This is a genomic window from Yersinia similis, from assembly GCF_001053095.1.
GTDB lineage: Bacteria > Pseudomonadota > Gammaproteobacteria > Enterobacterales > Enterobacteriaceae > Yersinia > Yersinia similis.
Genome location: NZ_CGBP01000035.1, coordinates 28892 through 54277, shown reverse-complemented (window position 1 = coordinate 54277; position 25386 = coordinate 28892). Strand labels below are relative to the sequence as shown.

Sequence of the window (25386 nt, the reverse complement as noted above, 5' to 3'; positions counted from 1 at the left end):
GCTACTGCACGTCGCCCGTGCGGTTTGTGGCAAGACGAGGGTGGAGAATGCAACAATAATCGCCAATGTAATGGGATTAATCGCGGCTGCAGGAACACGGCTGAAGAGGTGTTGATGCCCAGCGTCCGGTTGCGCGGGTGAGGTAGAAACAAGCTCTCTGAATTGTATATGCATAAATGTACTCTATTAATTGCCTGAATTTATCGCAGACATGGCATATCACTGGGGATTGCTGAAATTGCATAATTCAGACATAAATAGAGTCCAGAAGGAGAAATATTCCCTCTGACATTATCTCAGTATCATCAGCAAACATGAGGGTGGAACACGCTCTATCGATTGTTGAGTCACTAGAATGAAGTGACCATTTATAAGGATAGACAGTAATAGTAATAGAAAGATAAAAAACAATAATTAAGACTCGTCCCGTTATTTGTAGGAAAATTCCTATTTAATAAAATTAACAACTAAATCAATATGATACGTATTTCTTTAAAGATAAAAATCTCACGATCAACATTTAAAATGATTGTATTTTAAACATTCTACACTCAGATCATGTTAATACTTTATCTGTCAGTTAAATGATAGGGATGCTGGCATATGAAACTGAATACTGATGCTTGTTATTAAAAAGTACAGATTTCCCTTACCCTACGCCGTTCCGAGCATTTTATTTTCGTGATTTAACTGATAATGCCATTTTATTTAATGCTGTTAAATAGGATATTAAAGATCAATATCATTTATATTTAATATTTTTATCTATTTAGTACCGACAGGCTTGTTTTTTTTCGCCTAAATTAGCAGTGTCAAAAATGTGATTTTCATCACTTTTTTCTTATGAGAATTCTTCCATTAAAGAAATAGCTAAAAGTTAAATACCGCTAATATCTAATCAGTAGTACCCTGTTACCAGCAGTATAGAATCTTTTGTGCAACCCCATCTCCCCTTGGTATTTCCTTACTAATACTCTCACTGGATGATGCGCCGATGCCTATCCCAAAGATTGTATTTTTATAATTTAACCAATTGGAATATATAAAAATTATGGACGTAGAAAATTCACTTTTTCAAGGCCGCTTATCCTTAGAAGGAAAATTGGAGCGGGCGCGTACTGAGTTGCTTGATCTTTCTGCGCGAAATAAACTACTAAACATTCCTCGCTCTAAAACAGCAAAAAGCATAGAAATTATTGATGAACGTTCGGAGCATATTTATCGTCTACTCCAACAAGAAGGAAAGACATTTACTTTTCTATCTGGGAGAGGTTGGAAGATAAATGAAGATACTGAGGAACTTATTGAAGATGAATATACTTATTCCAGTTTACAACAACCGGAAGAGGATGACTCAGAAGAACCCCATGCAAGGCATATCGATACAAAACTACAAACACGGATGACCCCAAAAGGCCTACAGGCACGGTTACTCGACCTCTACCACGACTCGCGGACATTAGAAGAGGAGCAAGGGGTCAATATACTGTTTTTAGCCTTAGGGTCATTAAAATGGGTGGATCCCAAAAATAAAGAAAATATCCGTTTTGCGCCATTAGTTTTATTACCGGTGATATTGGATCGTGGAACGGCTGGAGAACAATTTAAACTAAAAGCCAGGCCTGAGGAACTCCTGCCAAATCTATCACTTGAATCTTATTTGGATAAAGTACATCAGCTCAAATTACCCACTTTTGATATGGGAGATGATTTCGATATTGTCGGTTATATGCGTGCCATTGCTGAAGCGGTTGCCACCAAAACAGATTGGGCGGTGCAGGTGGACGATATTACCTTGGGGTTTTTCTCGTTTGCTAAATTTTTGATGTACCGTGACCTCGATCCTGAAAATTGGCCCGATGGCAGTAAAATCACGGAACAGCCAATTATCCGGGCGCTACTGACCGATGGTTTCGACGCCCCTGATGCCTTGATTTCTGACGATGACTCCATTGATCAGCATATTCAACCAAAGGAAATGCTGCATATTGTCGATAGTGATAGCTCCCAGACACTCGCCATTCACGATGTGCGCAAGGGCCGAAATATTGTTATTCAAGGCCCGCCGGGGACCGGTAAATCGCAGACTATCGCGAATGTTATCGCTTCTGCTATTGCAGATGGAAAAACCGTTCTTTTTGTCGCTGAAAAAATGGCGGCGTTAGATGTGGTCAAACGACGCTTAGACCACGCGGGTGTTGGTGATGCCTGCTTAGAATTACACAGCAATAAAGCCAATAAACGTGCGCTGCTGCATGAATTAAAACGCGTCTGGGAATTGGGAACTCCTCGCGGTGAGCTGCCAGAGGTTTTGCTGGAAAACCTGACGACGTCGCGAGATGTGTTAAATGAACATGCTCGCCGCCTACACGAATATTATTCCCCTTCCGAACTCACGCCTTATCAGGTGATGGGGCAACTCGTTCGATTGCGTAGAGCGGGCCAACAGCCGGTAGATATCGCCCTTGATGGGGCCTTGACGTGGTCAAATAACGACTATCTCAAACGCCTTGAATTAGTTAGTGAGTTAACTCAGCGTATCAATGACATTGGTTTACCCGATGACCACCCTTGGTTTGGTGTAGGCCGTGAAGAGATCCTGCCCATTGAGGTTGAACGCCTGCTACCAAGACTAAGCCAGCAAAAACAACAAGTCGAAATCTTACAATCTGAAGTGCATGTGTTGGCAAAAACATTGGCAGTCACGCCAGAACCGTCCATGTTCAGTGAATTAGAGAGCCTTAAAAAGGTGGCCGAAATAGTGGCAGGGGCACCGTCGTTATCTCAAGAAGCATTAACCGCCTCAGAATGGAATGCCGATCTTCAAGCGGTACAAACGCTTATTTCTCACGGTTTACAGTTCCAGCAAGATACGGCAAAACTTGCCGATGCGATAACACCTGAGGCAATAGAAATACCATTAGATGCTTTAAATGGGGCTTTATCCAAGCTGCCAAAGGATTTTTTATACTCTGGATTTAAAGCGGCCAGTACCTTGAAAGATTTACTCCCAAGATTAAGCTTGGAAGTTAGCCGTTTACATAAGGAGTTAGGCGCACAGCAAGGTATTTACGAAACATTTAGTGATATCGCACGGTTAACCGCACTTGCAGAACGCGTGGCTGATGCGCCTGAAGCCAGCTCAGATGCATTTATTGCATCGGTCTGGGATCACGGGGTTGAACAAGCATCTGACCTGGTTGATGCCGTTACAACGCTGGAATTGATAAGAACGACATGGGGTACTGAGTTACATGAAATCGCTTGGGATACCGATGTAAAAATAGCCAGACAAATACTGGCGACACAAACCGGGCCATTACGCTTCTTGAGTGGGAAATGGCGTGGGGCGCGGGCGCTGGGGCGTTCAATTATACAAAATCCTAAGCTCCCTGTGCCAGACTTGCTAAAGCTACTTGATGAACTGCTAAAAGGGCAGGCCGCACTCAGCAAAATCAGGGAAGGACATAGCTTTGGTCAATCCGCTTTTGGGGCAGACTGGAGAAGCGATCGCAGTAACAGTGAGCCGCTGCGGGCCTTGGTCGAATGGATGCGGACGTTAAGAGGATTTGGCTCAGAACCTCGCGTATTAGTGAGTCAATTAGCAGACCGTAGTATCGTTAAAGTCAGAGCCACGCAAGTCAATAATTTAATGCGAGAAATAGAGCCAGAACTGCTCACACTCTGGCAGGCTTACTCTTTAAGAGTGAGTGATTACTTCAGTAATGAAGTCTCGGTCGACCGCGTTCCCTTGCACGCGGTCGAAGCTCAAGTGGACCATCTCCTCTGGATTGATAAGCTGTCTCATCAGGTCTTACAACATTCGCCTCAAAATATTGATCAGCACAGCCAACTCATCACGCGAATTATTGAATTACAATCATTAAACCTGAAAATTTCTACCGAAAGCCAATTAGGTCAGCAAGCGTTCGATGATACTTGGCAAGGAACTCACTCCAATTGGCATGAGTTTGAACGCGTCGCGATATGGATGCAGCAATATTCACAATATCGTTTTACAGTGGCAAAACTTTTCCATGAGCGGCATAAGCTGATGGAATCGGTAGAACATCTGCTAAGTGAACGTGAGTCTATTCTGTTGGGTATTGAACAAATATCTCACGAACTACAGGCGAAACCAGAAATACTTTTCAGAGCGACTTCGTTTGCGCACTTGAACATACAAGACGTATATAACACACTTAATTTATGGCTTATTAATTCAGAACAGTTATCCAAATGGGTCGCATATCAACATCGTGCTGCTACCGCCCAGAATTCAGGATTAAGCGCTTTAGTCGATAGGTTATCCAGCGGTCAGATTTCTTTAGCAGAAGCACTCCCCACCATGGAACGGGCCTATTATGAAACGATTTTGGCTCATATGGTTGAACAGGATCCCGAGCTGGCCCGCTTTGATGGCGAGTTGCATTCCCGATTAACGGCTAATTTCTCCAGGCTCGACTTAGAACGAATTAAGGCGGCCAGTATCGAAGTGGTTCGTGCTCATCATCGGCGTATTCCATCAAAAGAAGGTGGCGCTGGGCCAGTTGGGATTTTACGCGGCGAAATGGCGCGTAAACGTGGGCATATGCCGATCCGGCAATTGATGCAAAAAGCAGGTTCGGCCATACAAGCGCTGAAACCCGTGATGATGATGAGCCCACTGTCCGTGGCTCAATTTCTCGTTCCGGGGCGGCAAACCTTCGATCTATTAGTCATGGATGAGGCGAGTCAAATTCAACCAGTTGATGCCATTGGTGCCATTGCCCGTTGCAAACAGGTCGTTATCGTGGGCGATGAGCGGCAACTGCCCCCAACCACATTCTTCGCCAAAATGACCGAATCGAGTACTGATGAAGACGATGATACGACTCAAGTTTCAGATATTGAAAGTATATTGGGTCTTTTCGTGGCGAGGGGATTACCTCAGCGTATGTTGCGTTGGCATTATCGTAGCCGTCACCAATCCTTAATTGCGGTATCCAATAACCAATTTTATGAGAACAAATTATTTATAGTCCCTAGTCCTTATACCCAAGAAGCGGGTACGGGATTGCAGTTTTATCATGTTCCTGAGGGGGTCTTTGCATCGGGTGGCGCGGGAACCAATACGATTGAAGCGAAACATGTGGCGAAGGCCATCTTGCAACATGCCCAAAATAGCCCAGAACTATCCTTAGGCGTAGCCACTTTTTCCGTTTCCCAGCGCAAAGCCATTCAAGATGAACTTGAAGTCCTACGCCGCTTAAATCCCGGTACGGAGAATTTTTTCTGTTCTCATCCGAGCGAACCTTTTTTTGTTAAGAACCTGGAAAACGTTCAGGGCGATGAGCGTGATGTCATTATGATTTCCGTGGGATATGCCAAAAATGCTCAAGGCAATATGGCCATGCGTTTCGGTCCACTAGGTGCTGAGGGAGGGGAGCGCCGTTTGAATGTCTTAATCAGCCGGGCTAAACGCCGGTGCGAGGTTTTCGCCTCAATAACCGATGAAGATATCGATCTTGAGCGAGCAAAAGGTAAAGGGGTTTACGCCTTTAAATTATTTTTACAATATGCACGCACCGGGCAACTCTCAGTGGCTCAACCACCGTTGCGGGAAATTGACAGTGTTTTTGAAGAGCAAGTTGCTGATGCATTGCAAGCTGCTGGATACCAAGTGCATCCACAAGTTGGGATTGCCGGATTTTACATTGGCCTGGGTATTGCTGACCCCGAAACACCGGGGCGATACCTTATAGGTATTGAGTGTGATGGCAAATCCTACCACGCCTCACGTTCTGCCCGTGAACGCGATCGTTTACGTCAAGCGGTGCTTGAGGATCACGGATGGATTATCCATCGGATATGGAGCACTGACTGGTTCCAAAGGCCTGATGAGCAGTTGCAGAGAACCCTGGCGGCCATTGAATCAGCGAAAGCAGAATGTGCGACAAGACTTGAACTCGGTGCTCAAGCGCGTCGGGCGGTGCAGGTAGAAATTATGACTATTGATCGTGGCCCTGTGACGGAAATCAGTCTTGTCGGTGTCGATTCATCCACTCTCAGTTCAAATGACTATGTTGAAGCAAGCCCCCAACGGCATCCTACCTATGAGTTACATGATACCCCTGTCAGCCTTTTGGCTGAGCGGGTCGAACACGTTGTGATGATAGAGTCCCCCGTTCATTTCAACGAGGTAGTGACTCGATTGAGGACATCATGGGGATTACAGCGGTCAGGCGTTCGTATTGAAGCCGCCGTCGAGCAGGCTGTTGCTCTCGCGTGTACTAAAGGAAATATCGTAAGAACAGAGTCCTTCCTCTCTCATCCAAATACGTCACCAGTAATACGTAATCGCCAAGGCGTGCAGTCTGCTGGCGTTCGAAAACCAGAAATGATAGCACCACAAGAAATTGCTTCTGGTATTCGCCAAATTATTAAAAATAATTTAGGGGCCACAGATGACGAATTAGTGATCACGGTTTCACGCATGTTGGGATTTAAATCAACGAGCAGTACGTTAAGAAAAGTAATTAGTGATGTCATTGACGAGCTGGTGCTAAATGGCACGTTACGTCGCGATCAATTAATGATTATCGAAAACACTTAATGATTGTAGAAAACACTTAATGATTGTAGAAAACACCGGTAGCCGGGAAGCCGTATCAAATTAATCTGAAAAGTGTGGGCTTTGTTATTTGACTCAGCCCACCATTTTCAGCCCTTGAATTCCCCTTCATAGCTAATGCACTTAATCAACCACTGTTTAACGCGGTGCCAGAACAGCAAGAAAATTATGGTAACCAGACCTTTAAACCACCCACTATTTTGAACACAGGGTCATTCACTCCAGAGCCAGCAGCATCGGGCCGCCCACCAAGCGGCCTCAATACAGCGTCTTCTGTGGCGGGCCAGCAAACACCAAGGGGCCTATCAGCTTCATATCCACTTCAACTACTGACGGCCCAGAGTATTCCACTGCCTCAGCTAACACACTGGCAAACTGACTGGTATCATTAATACGCCAGGATTTTAGCCCAAGGGCATCGGCAACACCGGTAAATGACGGTGCCAGTAGCTCATTGTAGTATTGCCGCCCAGAGAAATATTTATCCTGAATGCCACGCATCACACCATACCCACCGTCATTCATCACCACGAGTGTCAGATTAACCTGCTCTTGCGCCATGGTGGCCAGTTCTCCCAATCCTAGCGCTAAGCCGCCGTCGCCCACTAACCCCACCACCTTACGCAGTGGATTAGCAATGGCGCTACCGATAGCCATTGGAAGCCCCATGCCAATGGCACCAGCCAAAGAGTGGATATTGCACAACGGCGCATGGGCACGAAACAACCGGCTCCCCCAGACGCTACCTGAGACGGTAATATCACGGACCAGCAGACCGTCTTGCGGCAAGACACGTTCAATGGCATCGTTTAAGGCCGCGTAAACCCCTGACTGCTGGCGTAATTCGGCCTCGGCCTCTGCTACAGCGCTGACTATCTGTGCATCCCAGTGAATATTTTCTTTCTTCTCTTTTATGTCTATTTCTTCTTTCTCTCCGCTAATGAAACGAGCAGCCAACGCAGGCAGCAAAGCCCGGCAATCAGCAACGATACTGTCTGTCGCCAGATAGTTGCGATTGGATGCGGCGGGATCAATATCCACCTGGATTATCGGGAGTGGCAGCGGCAACGTCCAGGTCCGGGTTTCATTACTGCGTAGCCGGGAACCCACCACTAACGTTAAATCGGCCTGTTGTAGGATCGCCTCAATCGAGGGCGAGTTATGAAATGCGCGCAGGCTGCGTGGGTGGCTGTCTGGCAGAATACCGCGCCCATGCGTACTGGATATCACCGCAATACCCGCATCCGCCAGTTGGCGTACCGCTTGTTGGCAACCAATCGCCCCACCGCCTACCCACATAATGGGCCGTTGCGCCTGTTGTAGCTGCTGATACAGCCGCTCGACGTGTTGTGGATCCAGTTCAGCCACACGCAGTGGTGCTACTGGTTCACTCACTAGCGTCGCCGGGATCAGCGTATTCTGAATATCAATGGGGATCTCCAACGCGACAGGGCCACAAGGAGGCGTTTGAGCGTCCTGAATAGCTCGATGCAGCAATGCCAACGCTTGCTGCGCCGAACTGACTCGGTAGGCTCGTTTAGAGCAAGCGCGCAGGAATCCCATCTGATCTTTGGTTTCATGAATAAAACCGACCTCTGCATCCAAATAGGCTTTTTCCACCTGACCGGTGATATGCAATAAAGGCGTTCCCGCATTAAGCGCTTCAATCATTGAGCCGACCGCATTACCCGCTCCGGCCCCGGTACTGGTCAACGCCACCCCTAGTCCAGAAAAACGTCCATGGGCATCGGCCATGGTCACCGCTCCAGCTTCCCCGCGGGCGGGGATAAAGCGGATACGTTCCCTTTGCCCAATAGCGTCCGCAACGGGCAGATTATGGATGGAGATGATGCCGTAAATCGCCGTCACTCCATATTGTTCTAACGTGCGGGCAATCGCCTCGCCTACCGTAATTTTTTCGCTCATTATCTGCCTTCTTATTAAATCGATGCTGGAAAAAGGGGATCTCTGTGAAGAGGTTCAGTCACTCCATGAATTACTGCGGTGATCAAGCGCCAAATAGAGGCTCTTTTGCTGCATATACGACTTAATGCTGTTAAGCCCCTTCTCTCGACCCAAGCCACTCTCCTTAAAACCGCCGAACGGCGTGGAAATAGAGAAATTTTTATAGGTATTGATCCAGACCGTACCGGCTTCGAGCTTTGCCGCCAGTTGCATCGCTCGACAAAAATCACGGCTCCAGATACCCGCAGCCAAGCCATAAACCGAGTCGTTGGCCTCCGCCACCAGTTGTGATTCATCATCGAAAGGCATTACCACTAATACCGGCCCGAAGATCTCCTCCTGACAAACCCGCGCCTGATTATTCAACCCATCAATAATGGTCGGCAGATAATAGCTGCCTGCCGCAAGTCGTGGATCTGCGGGGATCTCACCCCCCATCAACACCCGCCCCCCTTCCTGACGTGCCAGATCCACATAGCGGATCACTTGCTCGCGGTGCGCCATGGAGATCAAAGGACCAAGGTGAATACCGGGTTCATACGGATCGCCGATACGTAGACCGGCCGTCAACGCCAGCAGCCGCTGTAACAGCGGTTGATACAGTGAGCGATGAATAAACAGACGTGATCCAGCAATACATGCCTGACCTGAAGAGCTGAAAATACCGTAGCAAATACCGCGGGCCGCCTGTTCGAGGTCAGCATCCTCCAGTACGATGGTCGGTGATTTCCCCCCCAATTCGAGAGACGTCGCAATCAGCTTTTCAGCGGCAAGATGTGCCAAATGGCGGCCAGTGCGGGTCCCGCCAGTAAAGAAGATTTTCCGCACTTTGGGGTGTTTGACCAGGGCTTCACCAATCACTGAGCCTTTGCCCGGCAGGACGCTGAGCAGACCAGGAGGCAACCCTGCGGATTCGAACAGTTCAGCCAGTTTTAACGCCATCAGCGGGGTGGCTTCCGCGGGTTTGAGTACCACGGCATTACCTGCGGCCAGCGCGGGCGCTATCTTCTGCATCTCACTGGCAATAGGTGAGTTCCATGGTGTGATGGCCGCGATAACTCCCAAAGGTTCGTAGGTGCTCAAGGTGATGACCTCAGCAATACGCTGGGTGGGCAGTTCTCCTTCCAGTACTTCACAGGCGGCGGCAAAATAGCGTGCGGTTGCCGCCGCACTGAGCACTAACCCACGGCTTTCCGCCAGCGGTTTACCGTTATCCCGCGTCTGTAATTGGGCCAGCGCATCCTGCTGCGCCAGAATCAGTTCGCTAACACGGTATAAGATTGCCGCACGTTGATGAGCCATCAGGCCACGCCATTCCGGCGCACGCCAGGCGAGATCCGCCGCTTCTACCGCCAGTTCAACGTCTGACAGGCTAGCCGCATACAAGCGCGAATTCAGGCTACCATCAGCCGGAAAATAGGACGCCATTTCAGTTCCCCGCCCTTCACGCCACTCACCTGCGAGATAAATCTTCTGCATTTTCATCATTAACTCCTTATTTCAGGCCGTCAAACTATCCTCAACTAAACGACAACAAACTATCCTCAACCAAACGACAACAAACCATCCTCAACCAAACGGCGACAAACCTGAACGGCGCTCAGAGCGGCCAGCGTCGAGGTTTTAGGATTACTCGCCAGTGGATTACCGCTGAGCACGACGTGAAACTCACCAAAGGTGCCACGGGCGTAAACAGTATGCGTATTGCGTTGCGTAGCAGGATCGACCTTTAATTCGACCGCCGTCACATCCATGCCGATACCGCTTAGGGCAATCGTGGCGGCAACGTTGGCGTTAGCCGGAAACAACCGAGCGGCTTCTCGCGCCGAGCCAGAAAAAAATACTTGGGGTTCGGTCACCTGATTTAGATCGATCATCTGTTCTGCTGCGCTACCGCGCCAACTGGCGGGGCTTTTACAAGACTGATAGGTCACCTGCTGTAGCCCGCCCTCACGGGCCGCAGCCAGACCATCCATGCCTGCGACAGCACCAGACAACAACAGCAAATGACCACAATATTGCTGGCAGCAGTGCTGTAAATGCTCGTACAGACTGGCTTCTGCCAGTGCGCCAGTAGAAATGATCGCCAACGTCCAGCCTCGCCGCAGAACGGCCGGGCCAAATTCTGCCACTGCCTCTTGGCTAGCACACTCCAACACCAGATCAGGAGACGCCTGGCACTCGTCAGGATGGTTCAATACCGCCGTTTGCCCTGTAAACAGCTTACGGATCTGTGGATGATGCCCTTCGCGAGCCACTATCCAGCCAACAGCAACGCCCTCAGGTAAGCGGGCGATAACTTCCTTCGCCATCGCACCAAAACCAATCAGCATGATTTTTTTCATTCCAGCTCCTGAATTACAGATGACGGTTAAAGCCGCCGGATACATCAAGTGCCGCACCGGTAGTAAACGAGGCCAGTGGTGAAGCCAAAAACAGCAAAGCCTGTGCCGGTTCCTCTGGTCTGCCCAAACGCTTCATTGGGATGCCGCGTTTTTCTGCCAGTGCGGTTGTCCATGACGCCCAGCTCTGGCTTTTATCGCTGCGTTCAGCAAAACGCCGCTGCCATTGCCCAGACTCCACCATGCCAAGCAGGATTGAGTTCACCCGAATGCCTTTCCCTACCAGCTCTTTCGACAGTGTCAGTGTCATATTCAGTAATGCCGCCCGCGCCGCAGAGGTGGCGATCATGTGCTCCTCCGGCTGTAGTGCTAACAACGAGTTGACACAAGTGATCGACGCGATATCCGAGTTTTCTAATTGCGATAGAAAGGCCTTAACTGGATTGATCACGCCAAACAGTTTGAGTTGAGCCTCATGTAGCCAAGCCTCGGTTGGCGTTTGATCAAAATGCGCCACAAACCCCTGACCCGCGTTATTGATGAGCATATCGACGCCGCCTAAATGTTCAGCCACCGCCATGGCGAAACACTCTACTTGCTCGCTTTCCAGCACATCACAGCGGTAGGCCAATAATTCACCTGCGGGAAACTCCTCACGCAGACGCGCCTCCGCACGATGAAGCCGTTCAATATTACGTCCACAGAAGGCCACTTTTACGCCTTCGGCCAGTAGTAGCCGCAACGTGGTAAAACCAATCCCCGAAGAACCACCGGTAACCACCGCGACCCGTCCTGCTATTTGTAGATTCATCACTCAAGCACTCCTGTTGCCGGGGTATCCCATTCGTCCATCAATTGCAGCAGATAGCGATTGAAGACCGCAGGGGCATCCAAATAGCTGGCATGTCCGGCCTTAGGTAATAAAGAAAAAGGGGCCGCGTAGCACTCAGCCAGCCGTTCAGCGCCTGCGGGGGGCGTTACCTTATCTTGATCACCGCACCATATTTGCAGCCGTCCACAATAAGCTGACAGATAACGGCCAATATCATCGTTAGCCAGCATCCATGCCGCCGCGAGAAAACCGCCAGGGCGGATACGTCGCATACCTACACGTATCCGCTCAATATCAACCTCAGCCGCCCCCTCTTTCAGCAGATGCCCCGCCCGCTGACGGGCATATTCCCCAGCACCCAGTACATTGATGGCATGACGCCGCTGTTCAAACACCTGATTGCGCTGTGCCTCATCGGCGGTTCCGTAGCCTTGCGCCGGATCCACCAGCACCAAACTGGCGATCCGCTCGGGGTAACGTGCAGCATAAGCACTGGCGATCAGCGCACCGAGCGAATGCCCAACCAACAGTATCTGTTCAACCTCGATCCCCGTCAGCCATGCCGCAAGTCGCTGCGCATAATCATCGGCACTGGGCTGGGTATTCACCAGATCCGCGCTGCAACCATAGCCTGGTGCATCCCAGGCCATCACTCGGCAGACTTGGGTCAGCCGATGATCCTCAAGTTGCTTGTGCCAAGAAGCCGCACCCGAGCTGATCCCATGTAACAGCACAATCACCCGCCCTTGCCCCGCCTCCAGCCAGGTCTGCTCCCTGCCTGCAAAAATCCCTTGGTAAAGGGGCATCGCCATCTCTGCGTTCATCCCCGTCTCCCGCTGGTTATCAACTGCGTTTCACTTTTGATAACGGATGATCCGACGGGTAGGTCGGGATCTCCGGCTTATTGGTCCCCAACATCACGCACATCAATGCCTCTTCTTCGCCGTGGTTGAACAGGCCGCGATAGATACCGGGAGGCACAGAGATCAGATCACGCTCATGCAGCACTGTCTGGTATTCATTATCTCCATCGCGCACAAACAAGGTGATGCTGCCACGTAACATAAAGAACACCTCCTCCACATCCGCATGTAGATGCAGTGGCCCCTCACATTTGGCGGGTAATACCATGGTTGAGAAGGTGAAATTACCGGCAGGTACGGTGTTGGTATCACTGTCGATACCGGTTGCCCCCGTACCGATATAACGCATCTGGGCGCGGCGATATTTAGGATCAAAATCAGCCTGGAATTTCAGGGCATCCCAATCATATTTACGCCCCTCAAAGCGGGCGATACGCGACTCAACCCACTGTTCCATAGAGAGTGTTTCCGGTTTAATCGCACCGTTAGCCGATATGATGTGAGTATCAGATCGGTTGGAATCAGTCGTATTGGTATCAGACATGGTTATGCTCCTTTTAATCAGTTATCAGTAACGGCGCAGCAGCGGCAATAACACCATGCTGCCGGTCAATGCCATCACCACCAGAAAAATCAATCCGCTGTCCATACTGTTAAACGTGGCGATTAACGCCCCCATCACCACCGGTGCCAGCGCCCCCGCAAAGTTGCCTAATCCGTTGAAGACACCGCCCGCCGTCGCACTGACCTGTTTGCTGATCACCTTGGCCAGTAATGCAAAAACATTCGGTGCGCCCACTCCCCACATAAAGGTACTGAATGCCATCGCCGCAATAACCGCGTAGGTGTTTTGCACATAGAGCACCGCAATCAGCCCAACGCCAGCACCACTGAGTGAAAGGAAACAGGACAGCGCGCGTCTGTTAAGGCGGTCTGAGAACCATGCGCCCAGTACCTCCCCTACTAACATGGCGACGAAAGGAACAGACGCGAGATAGCCGGCATAGGCCAGATCAATCCCTTTACCTTTGATCAAATAGCTCGGTAACCAGCCGTTGATCCCCCACAGATAGGTCAGGAAAGCAATATTGAAAATACAGACCAGCCAGAAGTGGGGGCTGGTGAACAGCTCACGACGATCCCGTTTGCGGGTCGTCACCTCCTGTGGTGTTCGCACACCGTCCGCGCTTTGGATATTACGTTCAATCTTCACGTGACGCAGCCCGTAGTACACCATCAGCATCACCGGTAACGTCAGCGCGCCCATGATGAAAAATGTGGCCTCCCAGCCCCAACGGTGCAGAATAAATAGGGTTAGCGGGAAACCGATAGCGGCACCAATAGGCGTCCCCAGTAACCACAGCATGGTGGCCCGTGCCTGCAACCGCTGTGGAAAAGAGTGACGCACAATGGCAAACGCCAGCGGAAACAGTGGCCCTTCGGCTATTCCCAACAGAATACGCAGTACGATCATGGTGTTATACGAACGGGTTAGCCCCATCAGTACCATCAGTACCCCCCATATCACCATCATGCCAATCAGTACTTTGGTCGGGCTGAACCTATCGCCGATGCCACTCAGGAAGGTGGAGGAAAAACCGTAGGAGAGCAGGAATGCGGTCATCAACATGCCAAGCCGGGTGGTGTCGAAGTCGATCCCTAGCGCATTTTGAAATGCAGGATCTGAAAACAGGGCGGCGATACTGACTTTATCGAAGAAAGCGAGTAGAACGCAGGCCAGCAGCGCCAGAGGGATCGACCAGTGTATCGGGGCCTCTTGTTCGCTGCTGGCCGGGTCAGGCGATAGATCGTTGGTTTTATCCACTTCTTGTATTGACATGGTATATACCCCACAGGTGAAGAAGTTGTATTTGCAGTCACTGACGTCACGGTCATTTCAGGTTCATCAGGGAAAAATCCGGATCGCTAAGTTGTGCAGGATCCAAGACCCTGCCGCTCGCCAACCAGCGCTTGCCCAGCTTGATCGCACGAGGCTCGTTAAAGGCCACCATCTGAACCAATTGGAATGCATCATTGAGGAAAAAAAATACGCTTGAGGTCTCGCTACGGCGTATCACTTGCTGTGAATTCAAGGCGGGGATACCGAGGATCTGGATATGACAATCGTACTGATCTGACCAGAGCCAGGCAGCATCGCTGTAACCTGCGGCCTCTGCATTCAACATGGCACGGGCCGTAACAATGGCCTGATTCTGTGCATAAGCCCAGGATTGCAAACAAACCCCAAGGGTAGGATGAGCAGCCACATCGCCCGCAGCAAAAATTGCCGGATCGCTGGTACGGCCCTGTAGATCCACCACAATACCGGTTTCAACAACCAGCCCGGCGGCCCGTGCCAGTTCGACATTCAGCTCAACACCAATACCCACCACCACCAGATCGAAGGTCTTCGGGGCGGTGATAGCGCTTTGCAGATTTGGCTTATTGCCGTCGTCACGCAGTGCAATCTCGCCACAGTCGCAGTGGATCTCAACCCCCTGTTGCTGATGTAAAGCCATCAATGCGGCTGAAACATCACCGCCCACACTGCGCATACAGAGGGCGCCCTGCCGCTCGAATACCGTCACCTCAATACCCAGCTTGCGTGCTGATGCGGCAATTTCCAGACCGATCCAACCGCCGCCGACGATAGCCAATGAACGGCATTGCCGCAGTTGTGTTCGAAGTTTGAGCGCATCATTCCAAGAACGTAGCGCCATCACCTGCGGATGTGATGCCCACCCCCCCGCTGGAAAACGGGGTCTACTGCCGGTAGCGATTAATAATTGACGATAAGGCAAACACTGGCCGTTATTCAGCAACACCCTGCTTTCGTTTGGCAGAATGGACTCTACCCGTAGTGGCCGGTGCCAGTTGATATTCAGCCCATCAACCGTCTCGGCACAAAACAGACGGCTCAACTCGGGTTCATCGCTTTGATCCAACAGCACCGCTTTGGATAACGGTGGCCGCTCATAAAAATCATGATCTTCATCGCTGACCACCGCCAGCGGGCCGGTATATCCCTCATCACGTAACGTTTTAGCCGCCCAACCGCCCGCCTGCCCCCCACCAATAATGACGATACCGGCATCATCTGCCGTTATTGGCGTATTCATAATTTTGCCTGCTGCCGGCGAGTGTGATGATCAATTCCCCCTTCAACGGCCCATTCGGTAAAGGAAACCAATGAGTGCTCAAGCTCACGCGGTTGCCAGTTTTCGGTCAGGAAATCATCATTGGTGTAATACTCGAAAGCGCCGCCAGTGGGGCTATTGACATACCAGAAGTAGGCGGAAGAGATAGGGTGGCGCCCAGGGCCGATAAATGTGCTCCAGTGCGCACGATTCATGGCAATTCCCCCGCCAATAACTTCATGAATATCGCGTACCGTGAATGCCACATGGTTCAAACCACGTGGCCGATTGGGTAGCTTCAACAGGAACAAGTTATGGTGAAAACCGCGTACCTGCATACGCAGGAATACCGCCCTATCGATATAACGATCAGAGACCTGAAAGCCGAGAACATCGCAGTAGAAACGTTCAGCGGCGGCCAAATCCTCAACAAAGAACACCACGTGACCAATATTGATCGGCTGTGCATGTTCATACACTGGGCTAGCTTTATCGATCCGGCGGATATCCCCCCACTGATTGATTGGTGAGATGGGCAGCATCACCTCACGCTGTTGACTCACCACAAAACGCAGCATCATGCCATTGGGATCACGGCACTCAATCTTCCCTCCCCATTGTGAGAAGTCTGGCTGCCGAGAGAGTGGGTCCACCAATGCAGCCAGATCCTGTTTCGTCCCCACTCCCCAGGTCATGCGCCTTAGTGTCGATCCCGGTTCAAAAGCACCGGGTAACGCGCTGCTGTTCTGGGGATAAATCGCCACTTGCGCCCCACTGAGAGTGGCAAACGTGGGTATGCCTCTCTCGTCTTGCGTCGTTAACGGCTGCAGCCCGAAATCAAGCATAAATTTCTCGCACATTGCCGGATCTTCAACACCAAATTCCAGCTTTTCGATCCCTGTTATGTTCATTGTCTTGCCTCACTGGTAAGTGAATTTTGCTTTTTTAGGCATGCAGCAACCCCGACCCATAGCAAGATGAGTCTATGAACTGGCTTTACCTGTGATAAATCCGCTGCCGTTAACGGCCTACGGTGAGTTAATAGCTGGCAGTGAGTTAATCGCTGACCATTAGTTCATAGCCGACGATGAGTTAATCGCTGACAATGAGTTAATGACCAACAGTTAACGGGCTATATCGTGAAATGCCCACGGCTAAATGTTCGTGGTTAACACCGCTAGCTGGCACGAGCGCGAAGTGGTGCGCCTAAAAAGCATGAAATTTTCTCCGCCGCATCCCTGACTTCAATCCGTAGCCGTTCGCGATCCTCTTTTGGGATCTCCACTACAGGCACCATAATGCTGACCACAGCCTCAACCTGCATTTCACGGTTATAGATCGGATAGACGATTGAAGAGATGCCGATACGGAAGAATGACTCTCCAATAACATATCCTCTGGCCTTGTCCTGTTGCACCATGTCCCACAAGGCTTCGCGGTCGCCAGGTGAGCCGGGAGAACAATCCGGGAGCAATGGATCGGGGTAGAGGCGCTCAAACTCTTCACGTGAAATACTGGTTAACAATACCCGCCCCAGCGAAGTACGGTGTACGGGCAGACGCGTCCCAACGCTGACTTGATTGATCGTCGAACCGGCAGCGCTAACACGAGCAATGTAGATAACATCCTGCCCCTCACGGATCGCCAAATGGCTGCTGCATCGGCTACTGTCACGCAGTTGCTCAATCACCGGCTGCCCAACCTGGGTAACATCAAGTGAAGCAACATATTCAAAGCCGAGCCGTAAAACCTTATGCCCAAGGGCGAAAGTATTGCCGCGCTTATTACGTTCAAGGAATCCCATATGCTCAAGGGTTTGCACCACTCGGTAGGCGGTGGCCTTCGGCATATCAACCAGACGATGCATCTCTGCGAAGGTGAGTTCCCGCCGCTGCTCACTGAAGGCCAACAACAGTTTTAACCCCCGTTCCAAACCTGGGATCAGATAACGGCACTCTTGATCGTCTGACATCGCGTTCCCCTCTCTGCGTGGTATCAATTGAAAACAAAACCACCATTCACTGGCAGTAGTTGACCGGTGACAAAATTAGCCAGCGGCGACAACAAATATAGCACTGAACCGTTCACGTCTGCGGGATGCTGCGCGCCCGGTAAAGCACGCCCTTTCTCGTACAATTGATGTCGTTCACGTGGGACGTATTCCGTGGCTTCAACGCAGGTCAGACCGGGGGCTATCGCATTAACACAAATACCTTGTTCACCCAGCTCACGCGCCATTGAGCGAGTCATGGCGATCACCGCCCCCTTACTTGCCACATAGGCTAATAAGCGTGGTGCGCCCCACAATGCGGTGTCCGAAGCCACATTCACAATTTTGCTGTGCGCGTGTTGTGCCAGTAGCGGTACCGCCGCCTGTGACACCAGCCAGGTTCCCCGTACATTGACCTGCATCACGCGATCCCACAGTTCAATGTCGTACTCCATCATGGTCTGGCCTCCTACCCCCGTAGCCAACGCCGCATTATTCACCAGGCCATTAATGCTCCCCCCACTGGCAATACGTGTAAATGCATGTTTTATCGATTCGGGATCGGCCAGGTCGATAACAATAGCCTCCACCTCAGCGCCTTGTTCCCGTAGTTGCGCGGCGCTGGACACCAGCCTCTCGGCCTGAATATCACACATCACCACGCTGGCCCCCTGATCAGCGATAGCTTGTGCAAAACTGTATCCCAAGCCCCGCGCGGCACCGGTCACCACGATACGCTGCCCAGCCAATAGCCGACTCATCGTGGCCCTGCCTGTACTGCGGACTGTTCGCGCAGCACCGCCAATTGTTTTTTGGCCTCTTTTTGCATGATGCGCCGTAGACGGGAAAGCCCGACGTCGTGCTGATAAAGATATTCCTGACCACGGGCATTGGGGGCCATATTCTCCAGCACCACGCGATCTTGTTCCAAGACATCCCAATGCAGGCCTTCAAGACGATTGCGATACATAAATCGCCACATATCACGCTGCCAATCTTTGACTTTACGGATACGCCAGAAGAACACCCGGCAATGATCTTTATCCTCAGGGACGACCATGCCGATAATCCAAAATTCACCGCCGGGTCCGAAACGCTGCTTATAAGGAATAGAAAGGCGTAGCCACCAACTGCCCGTTGAGGCGAACTCGACCCAATCAAAATTGACCCCTAGTTGGCCCACTTTCTTGAAGATAAACCCCGTATCGGTAGGCTCTAGCTCCATATCCGCCTTGCGATCACCATCCGCCATTGAGTGTGACGAAGAGTGCAAATAGGTGCCATGCATCGGATCCATCACATTCTCGACCGCATACTGGTAGTTACTTTTCCAACTGGCGGTACAGAGGAAGTGGCTATAGTCTTCTTCATTGGCCAATTCTTGTGGGAAGGTCAGTTCTGACGGCGCTTCATCGGCCGTGACACCAAAATAGAGAAAAATGGCCCCATATTTCTCTTGAACTGCATAGCTACGCAAGCATTTCTGTCCTACCAGCGGGCAGTTATCAATGGCCGGAACATCTTTCACTTCTCCCGCGCCATCAACCTCGACTCCGTGATACCAACAGGCCACTCTGTCACCAAGATTCCACCCCATCGATAACCGAGCGCCACGATGAGGGCAGCGATCTTCCAAGGCATGCAGCGTATTGTCACTATCTCGCCATATCACTATCTGCTGTTCAAGGCGGGTGATACCAATAGGATTACCCGTCACTTCCCAACTGGCCAGAACCGGATACCACAAGCCACGGATCCCTTGGTCCAGATAAGCCTGCACGTTGAGTTCTGAGTCTGTTGTGTGATTATTCATTCGTCGCTCCTTGCTCTGATCAATAGCCATGGACCTGTAGAAAATGACGGAAGCTCACCTCTGTCCAGCGGGTACCGCTTCTATCGAAAACACGCCGTTCATTAAGCACCGCAATGACCTGTCCCAACTGATGATGGCCTTGTTCGAAAATCTCCTCTAGCGTGGCAACCAATGCGGTTTCAAAACCATCCGGTACACGTGCACGGTTTTGCCAGATGATATTTTGGTAGTGACCGGGGTGGTGGATTTGCCCATTTCCCCCTCCAGATGCAGGGATTAGTTGCTGGGTATCTGGTAACCAAGGATTAATGTCGTCAATAGGTTTGCTCATCATTCCTCCGCGATATATTTAATTTGAATTTGGTTATCAATAGCGCGTACGGGGTATTTATGAATATCTCTGCCTCCCGGTCCTCGCAGGCACTGGCCAGTGCGGATATCGAATACCGCCTCATGTAGCGGGCACTCAACCTTGCCATCTTCAATAAAACCTTGGCTCAATAGTGCATAGGCGTGAGGACAGATATCCTCCATCGCGTGGTATTCCCCTTCAATCAGGTAGATACCAATCGCTTTACCTTCTACTTTGGCGGAAAAAGGAAAATCCTCTTTGACCAGAGATACCTCACATACCCTCATCCAGCTCATCTGGTGCCTCCTTTTTGTTATTGTCGTTTCATATATGAAACTCTATTTATTATTTAATACAGTGAATATAAGGGTGGTGAAAATTCAGTCAAGCGATGTGTTATAAAATTGTTGCTTATAAGTTATTTTTAGGTTTTGTTTGTATGGTGGCTCACGAATAAATGTATGTGATAGAGACTGAATCAGTATGTTATCTGATCAATCTCTCATTATGAGCCTGATATCTCTATCTATCTGATGTTTCTATCGAATGGAAAAAACGGAGGAAAAAGAGAGCGGAGATGAATTAGTGGATAAATAGCGCGAGTTATCCCACACGTTTAATGGCTTAGCGCCCCGTAGGAACACTAAGCCACTGATAAAACAACCAACGCCGTAACCGGTTGTAAGTTGTGAATTATAAGTTGCATACGATTAACTTACAAATTCGCTTACACGCCAACAATGGCAGTTAGTTCACCCGATACTAGATAAACATGCTGATCAGCAGTACTACCGCCAAACCAACCACCGAGTTGGTCAATTCGAGCAGGCCCCAGGTCTTCAGCGTATCTTTAATCGACAGCTCAAAATACCCCTTAAACAGCCAGAATGAGGCGTCGTTGATATGAGTAAAGGTGTTAGAACCTGCCGCTGTCGCCAGCACTAACAGTGCCGGATCGACCGAGGTAATGGTTCCTGTGACCGGGTCCATTACCGCCGCACCGATAATCCCTGCAGCAGTCATCGCCGAAACCACGCCTTGGCCCGTTGTCAGACGAATCAACACCGTAATCAGCCAAGCCATAATATAAGGTGATACACCACCAGCAGACATCAGCATGCCAATTGTATCGCCAATCCCGGTATCAATGATCACCTGCTTCAATGCACCGCCCGCACCGATGATCAGGATGACCATAGCAACACCTTTTACCGCCCCTTCAAATGAGTGCATGACCCATTCCATTTTATGACCTCGTCCGGTGCCGAAAAGCACGAAGGCAACCAACATGGCGATAAACATGGCAATAGGTGATGAGCCAATGAAATTGAGAATGGTGTACGACGTAGTCCCTTTAACCAACCAGATATTGGCTATGGTGGTAAAAATCATGATGAAAGCGGGAATTAACGGTACCAAAATCGAGGTACTGAACGACGGCAGATTATTTTCATCAATAGGGTTGTCAGACTTCAAGAACGTCGGAATTGGCCGTTCCAGATTGCCCAAGAACTTTGGCAAAATAAGCCCGGCACAGATCACTGAAGGAATAGCAACCAGAACCCCATAGATGTAGACCATCCCCATATCTGCGCCATAAGCGGCAACCAGCGCAACCGGCCCCGGCTGTGGTGGGAACAGGGAGTGAGCTGTCGTCGCTGCGGCAACCGCCGGGATCGCCAGTTTGAGGAACGGTATCTTGGCTTCGACCGCAATAGCAATGACCAGTGGTGCCAAAATAATAAAGGCAACCTCATAAAACATCGCCAGACCAAAGATCAGACCGATGATAATCACCGCGGCTTCAACATATTTAAGCCCGAACCGGCGCAATAGCGTCTGGGCTATCTGATGAGCAGCGCCAGAGTCCACCATCAGTTTGCCGATCACCGCACCAAATACGACGATGATCGCCAGTTCACCTAGCGTGCCACCAAACCCAGCCTTAATGGTATGCAGCAGCTTAAGCAGGTCCATGCCCGCGAGAGTCCCCACTAGCAGAGCTGCCAGCAGCAATGCGACCATTGAGTTAATCTGGTAGCGGATATTGAGCACGAGCATTAAGCCAATACCCAACATAACCCACAGGATATTAATCCATTCCATCTCTTGTTTTCCCCAGTAGTTGAATCTCAGTATTCTTACTTTTGTATCCGCCGCAATATTGGTCGGACCAAATTTGATTGTTTTTATGGATTCAAATTCACCTTCAGACTGGTAACACGGTCTAAGATGTATTGTCACCTAAGCTACTCAGCCTATAGAGGCCTACGCTTTGGTATTACAAATATCACCAAGTGGATAACCAAATGAAGTATTGGTTAACCAAGTTGTCGGACAGATCGCAAAATTAAGATTTATACCCTAAATAATTCGGGTTGTAGAAAGGCGATAAGAAAGAGACAAATGGTCGGGAGCCCATTTGAACAGCATTTATGCTGCCCACAGGGTGAGCTTCAGGGATGAGGCTCATTAATTCCCCCAGGGGCTTACTTATTTTAAGGTCAACAACAAGTAAGTGACTGGGGTGAGCAAGGGCAGCTAACCCCCTGCATCTTGAAGGGCGACGGGTATAGATACCGCATGTTAAGAGGGCCTACAAAGTTATTGATATTACTGAACCACAATATGGCGATTTTATTCGCTACAGAAGCGTTTTCATGCGTTAGATCTTTTTTTCACAAAACACCCTTTTTCACCATTACCTACCCTCGTCAATTTTTCTCTTTTCATCTATTCTTATTAAATTCAAACCAGACACTGAATGAGATTTTTTTATCCTACATTGAGTCTGACGCAAGATGTAAAGAATCATTTTTGCAAAGTGACACAAAGCATAATATATATCCCCATGCCTACAGAATTGTAAGACAATTCAGATTTACACTATATTGAATAATGCATAACCACATAACATAACCTTATCAAACCGCAACCACCGCACCTTAAACCCCATAACAAACAAAAAATAACTACTTAAATAACAAATGGATACATTTGATCATCAAACGTAATAATTATAAAAAGCATTAATAAATTAATTTTAGTAACATAAATTTCTTAAAAAGCAACACAAACCAATTAATTAGCGTTAAAAACTGCCATATCGTTATTTAAAGATCTTTTAAATCGAACAAATTAAATTGCACAGTTTTTTATCGCAACAAACACATCAATAGTGCCGCATATTGACATTATATTTTACGTTCTGGCATTGCAGGATTTAATGTTTTGTTAAAATTGATTTCGCGTGTACGATATTTAACAGGAGAGATTAAAAGGCACATTCACCTCTCCAAGGTTATAGCGGTTAATAATTTGATTTACCGACCGCTTATATGGCAATAATTAATTTCATATTACTTATACTCTAAATAATTCGAGTTGCAGGAAGGCAGCAGGGAGAGACAAATTGGACGGGCCGAGTCACGAGAGCAGCCAGCGCACATACAGCTTGAAGTATGACGAGTATATTAGTTTTTATTTCTGTGAGGCACTATGTTCAGTTGCATAATAAAGACAACAGACAATTATTTTCGACACGGCTTGTTTATTTTACTCAAAGAAGCCCTGATGGATTGTCATGTCACCGATGATGCAACTCTCGCCGATGATGCTGATTGGCATACCAAAATGGTATTTATCGATGCCGATTCGTCCCATTCCCATCGTACGCTGGAACAAACCTATCAGGCTTACAAGAATGAACAAAGTGGCACTCCTGGCATTTTCATTATTCTTAGGTCAAAGGGTGCACTTTTACCACTGAACATGTCTTACAACACCTCGGCCCATATCCTCTATAAAAGTGATGAGCAAGCCGATATTAAAAGCAAGATTGGGGTGGTTTTAAAAAATGCTCTTGGTCGAAAAAACACCATTGACCCCACCGTGTGAATAACCTTCTCTACATACTGACACGTTAGAAAAACCAATAAATTATTGCTTTAATAATATACTAATTATGTTAGACCCAAGGATTTCCCTTCAATAGTTAACATATTAACCACATGAATAACAATACAGAAACACAAAAAAACAACACCCAGTATAAATCATAAATTTCAATTAGTTAAAATAAAATATCTCGCCTACCCCCCTTCCTATATTATATATAAATATTGTTAAATCTGCTTAATTATTAAACACAACTCAATATAAACAGTTATTTTATATAAAAATAAAAAGTAAAAAAATAAAAGTCAGTGATCAAACATACTTTTATTTTTCACTAATTACGGTAGGATAATTCTCGTTTTCACATCATATAAAAACTAAAAGCATCCCCTAAAAATGGAGCTGTATTTTATTTTATAAAGATATTCTGACTAAGGGAAAGATAATAATGCACAGCAATAGCATATATACATTAAAAAAATTGGCCCTGGCATTGATGCTAGCAAGTTGCACTATAAGCAACGCCTATGCAGTGCTCATTCCAGTGGCTGGTGCCATCCAGGGAAGCGCACCAACCTTGAGTGCCCCATCAAATAGTGCGCTGCATGCCGTGGACCTGAGCAGCAATGCAGCAGGAGCGACACTGGCCAGTGGTGACACCATCATTCTGACCTATACCTACAACGACGCTGACGAAGATCTGGATAATTCCACAGACTATGTGAACTGGTATTACACCAAGGGTGATGTTGATACCCAGATTGCCACAACCAGTATCACTAACCGCGTGGCTAAAACTAACGGTGGCGAAGGAAGGAGTGTACTGATCATTCCTGCTACTGCAATTGGTGCGGATGCGATCAAGGTGGTGATACAAGAATTCTCAGCATCTGGTGATCCGATAAGCGGTCAGACCATTTCCGTTGCTGAGACTAGTATCGGTGGTGGAGGTACTACCACACGACCAGGCCCTATAGCACCAGGCTCGAACGTGACGCCAGGGATTTACCTGGACACCGATACCCTGTTTACCAACAACCTACTTGGCGCAGAAACAAGTCTGTCCGCAAGCAACGTTTATGTATTCAAACTGTGGGACAGCGAAGCCGTTGGCGTGATCGATCTAACCAATACGGTCCACTACAACTGGCGCTTACTGGGAGTCAGTGCGACCGACAGTGTTGCGGCACCAACAACGGGCTTTGTGACCAGTGTGGCTAATGCTGACTTTAGTGTCCCGATGAATACCGCAGCGGACGGTACACAACTGACCGGTTCTGCCGATGGTATGCAGGGCTTCCAGCTGACGGTGGATTACAACTAATCTCCTGTCGTACTCGATTATTACTAATACAGGCAGGTTTTCTCGCCTCAAACTGCTCCCCCATGAGACAACCTTGAGTAATGGGTAGGCAGAAGAGTAAAGCATCCACGCCAGGAATAGCGTGGTTCACCCCCCAGGGAAGGGTTCACGGCATCTTTACCATCTGCCGACTCTCTCCACTGCTGACACTTGGTCAGCAATCTGAGCCAGTGACCATTCAGTCTAGCGAACAACAATGTTATCACTCTCCAGCCAACC

Annotated in this window: 18 protein-coding genes; 3 read left to right on the top strand and 15 right to left on the bottom strand. The window is 49.0% G+C overall.

All coding sequences use genetic code 11. The annotated features are described in order from the left end of the window. The first annotated feature begins 1051 nt into the window (after nt 1-1051). Nucleotides 1052-6595 carry a DUF3320 domain-containing protein gene (locus AC971_RS18860; RefSeq protein WP_080985307.1) on the top strand — a complete coding sequence of 1848 codons (5544 nt, stop codon included), beginning with the start codon at nt 1052-1054 and terminating at the stop codon, nt 6593-6595. Between the two features lie 276 nt (nt 6596-6871). Here AC971_RS18860 and AC971_RS18855 read toward each other — a convergent pair whose 3' ends face one another. From AC971_RS18855 to gntP, 15 genes are all read right to left on the bottom strand, one after another. Beyond that, nucleotides 6872-8539, bottom strand: coding sequence for a thiamine pyrophosphate-binding protein (locus AC971_RS18855; RefSeq protein WP_025381312.1), 1668 nt, complete (start codon nt 8537-8539; stop codon nt 6872-6874). 54 nt (nt 8540-8593) lie between these two features. After that, nucleotides 8594-10063 (bottom strand): aldehyde dehydrogenase, encoded by a 1470-nt coding sequence (locus AC971_RS18850; RefSeq protein ID WP_025381313.1) that lies wholly within the window; start codon nt 10061-10063, stop codon nt 8594-8596. A 59-nt stretch (nt 10064-10122) separates the two neighbouring features. Continuing rightward, complete coding sequence (locus tag AC971_RS18845; RefSeq protein WP_025381314.1) at nt 10123-10923, bottom strand: aspartate dehydrogenase; 801 nt, start codon at nt 10921-10923, stop codon at nt 10123-10125. 13 nt (nt 10924-10936) lie between these two features. Further along, nucleotides 10937-11731 (bottom strand): SDR family oxidoreductase, encoded by a 795-nt coding sequence (locus AC971_RS18840; RefSeq protein WP_025381315.1) that lies wholly within the window; start codon nt 11729-11731, stop codon nt 10937-10939. Continuing rightward, nucleotides 11731-12576 (bottom strand): alpha/beta fold hydrolase, encoded by an 846-nt coding sequence (locus AC971_RS18835; RefSeq protein ID WP_025381316.1) that lies wholly within the window; start codon nt 12574-12576, stop codon nt 11731-11733. The genes AC971_RS18840 and AC971_RS18835 overlap by 1 nt, the downstream gene beginning before the upstream one ends. Before the next feature lie 19 nt (nt 12577-12595). Continuing rightward, nucleotides 12596-13072 (bottom strand): cupin domain-containing protein, encoded by a 477-nt coding sequence (locus tag AC971_RS18830; RefSeq protein WP_048677795.1) that lies wholly within the window; start codon nt 13070-13072, stop codon nt 12596-12598. 111 nt (nt 13073-13183) lie between these two features. Further along, nucleotides 13184-14455 carry an MFS transporter gene (locus AC971_RS18825; protein WP_025381318.1) on the bottom strand — a complete coding sequence of 424 codons (1272 nt, stop codon included), beginning with the start codon at nt 14453-14455 and terminating at the stop codon, nt 13184-13186. Nucleotides 14456-14507: 52 nt separating this feature from the next. Next, the gene (locus AC971_RS18820; RefSeq protein ID WP_025381319.1) at nt 14508-15734 is read right to left on the bottom strand and encodes an NAD(P)/FAD-dependent oxidoreductase; all 1227 of its coding nucleotides are present in this window, start codon (nt 15732-15734) and stop codon (nt 14508-14510) included. Continuing rightward, a complete protein-coding gene (locus tag AC971_RS18815) occupies nt 15731-16663 on the bottom strand; it encodes a VOC family protein (RefSeq protein ID WP_025381320.1) in 933 nt (310 codons plus the stop codon). Before AC971_RS18815 ends, AC971_RS18820 begins: the two co-directional genes overlap by 4 nt. A 266-nt stretch (nt 16664-16929) precedes the next feature. Then, complete coding sequence (locus tag AC971_RS18810; RefSeq protein WP_025381321.1) at nt 16930-17724, bottom strand: IclR family transcriptional regulator; 795 nt, start codon at nt 17722-17724, stop codon at nt 16930-16932. Between the two features lie 23 nt (nt 17725-17747). Beyond that, nucleotides 17748-18503: an SDR family oxidoreductase gene (locus tag AC971_RS18805; protein ID WP_025381322.1), complete on the bottom strand. Its 756-nt coding sequence runs from the start codon at nt 18501-18503 to the stop codon at nt 17748-17750. Further along, on the bottom strand, nt 18500-19555 hold the full coding sequence (locus AC971_RS18800; RefSeq protein WP_025381323.1) for an aromatic ring-hydroxylating oxygenase subunit alpha: 1056 nt from the start codon (nt 19553-19555) through the stop codon (nt 18500-18502). The genes AC971_RS18805 and AC971_RS18800 overlap by 4 nt, the downstream gene beginning before the upstream one ends. A gap of 19 nt (nt 19556-19574) precedes the next feature. Continuing rightward, nucleotides 19575-19886: a recombinase-like helix-turn-helix domain-containing protein gene (locus AC971_RS18795; protein WP_025381324.1), complete on the bottom strand. Its 312-nt coding sequence runs from the start codon at nt 19884-19886 to the stop codon at nt 19575-19577. Continuing rightward, complete coding sequence (locus AC971_RS18790) at nt 19886-20203, bottom strand: non-heme iron oxygenase ferredoxin subunit (RefSeq protein ID WP_025381325.1); 318 nt, start codon at nt 20201-20203, stop codon at nt 19886-19888. Before AC971_RS18790 ends, AC971_RS18795 begins: the two co-directional genes overlap by 1 nt. A gap of 466 nt (nt 20204-20669) precedes the next feature. After that, nucleotides 20670-22013, bottom strand: coding sequence for a gluconate permease GntP (gene gntP / locus AC971_RS18785; RefSeq protein WP_025381326.1), 1344 nt, complete (start codon nt 22011-22013; stop codon nt 20670-20672). A 1392-nt stretch (nt 22014-23405) separates the two neighbouring features. Between gntP and AC971_RS18780 the strand changes: the two genes are divergently transcribed. Continuing rightward, a complete protein-coding gene (locus tag AC971_RS18780; protein WP_025381327.1) occupies nt 23406-23804 on the top strand; it encodes a hypothetical protein in 399 nt (132 codons plus the stop codon). Between the two features lie 448 nt (nt 23805-24252). Then, nucleotides 24253-25128, top strand: a complete 876-nt coding sequence (locus tag AC971_RS18775) for a SinI family autotransporter-associated protein (protein WP_025381328.1) — start codon at nt 24253-24255, stop codon at nt 25126-25128. The last annotated feature ends 258 nt before the right edge of the window (nt 25129-25386 follow it).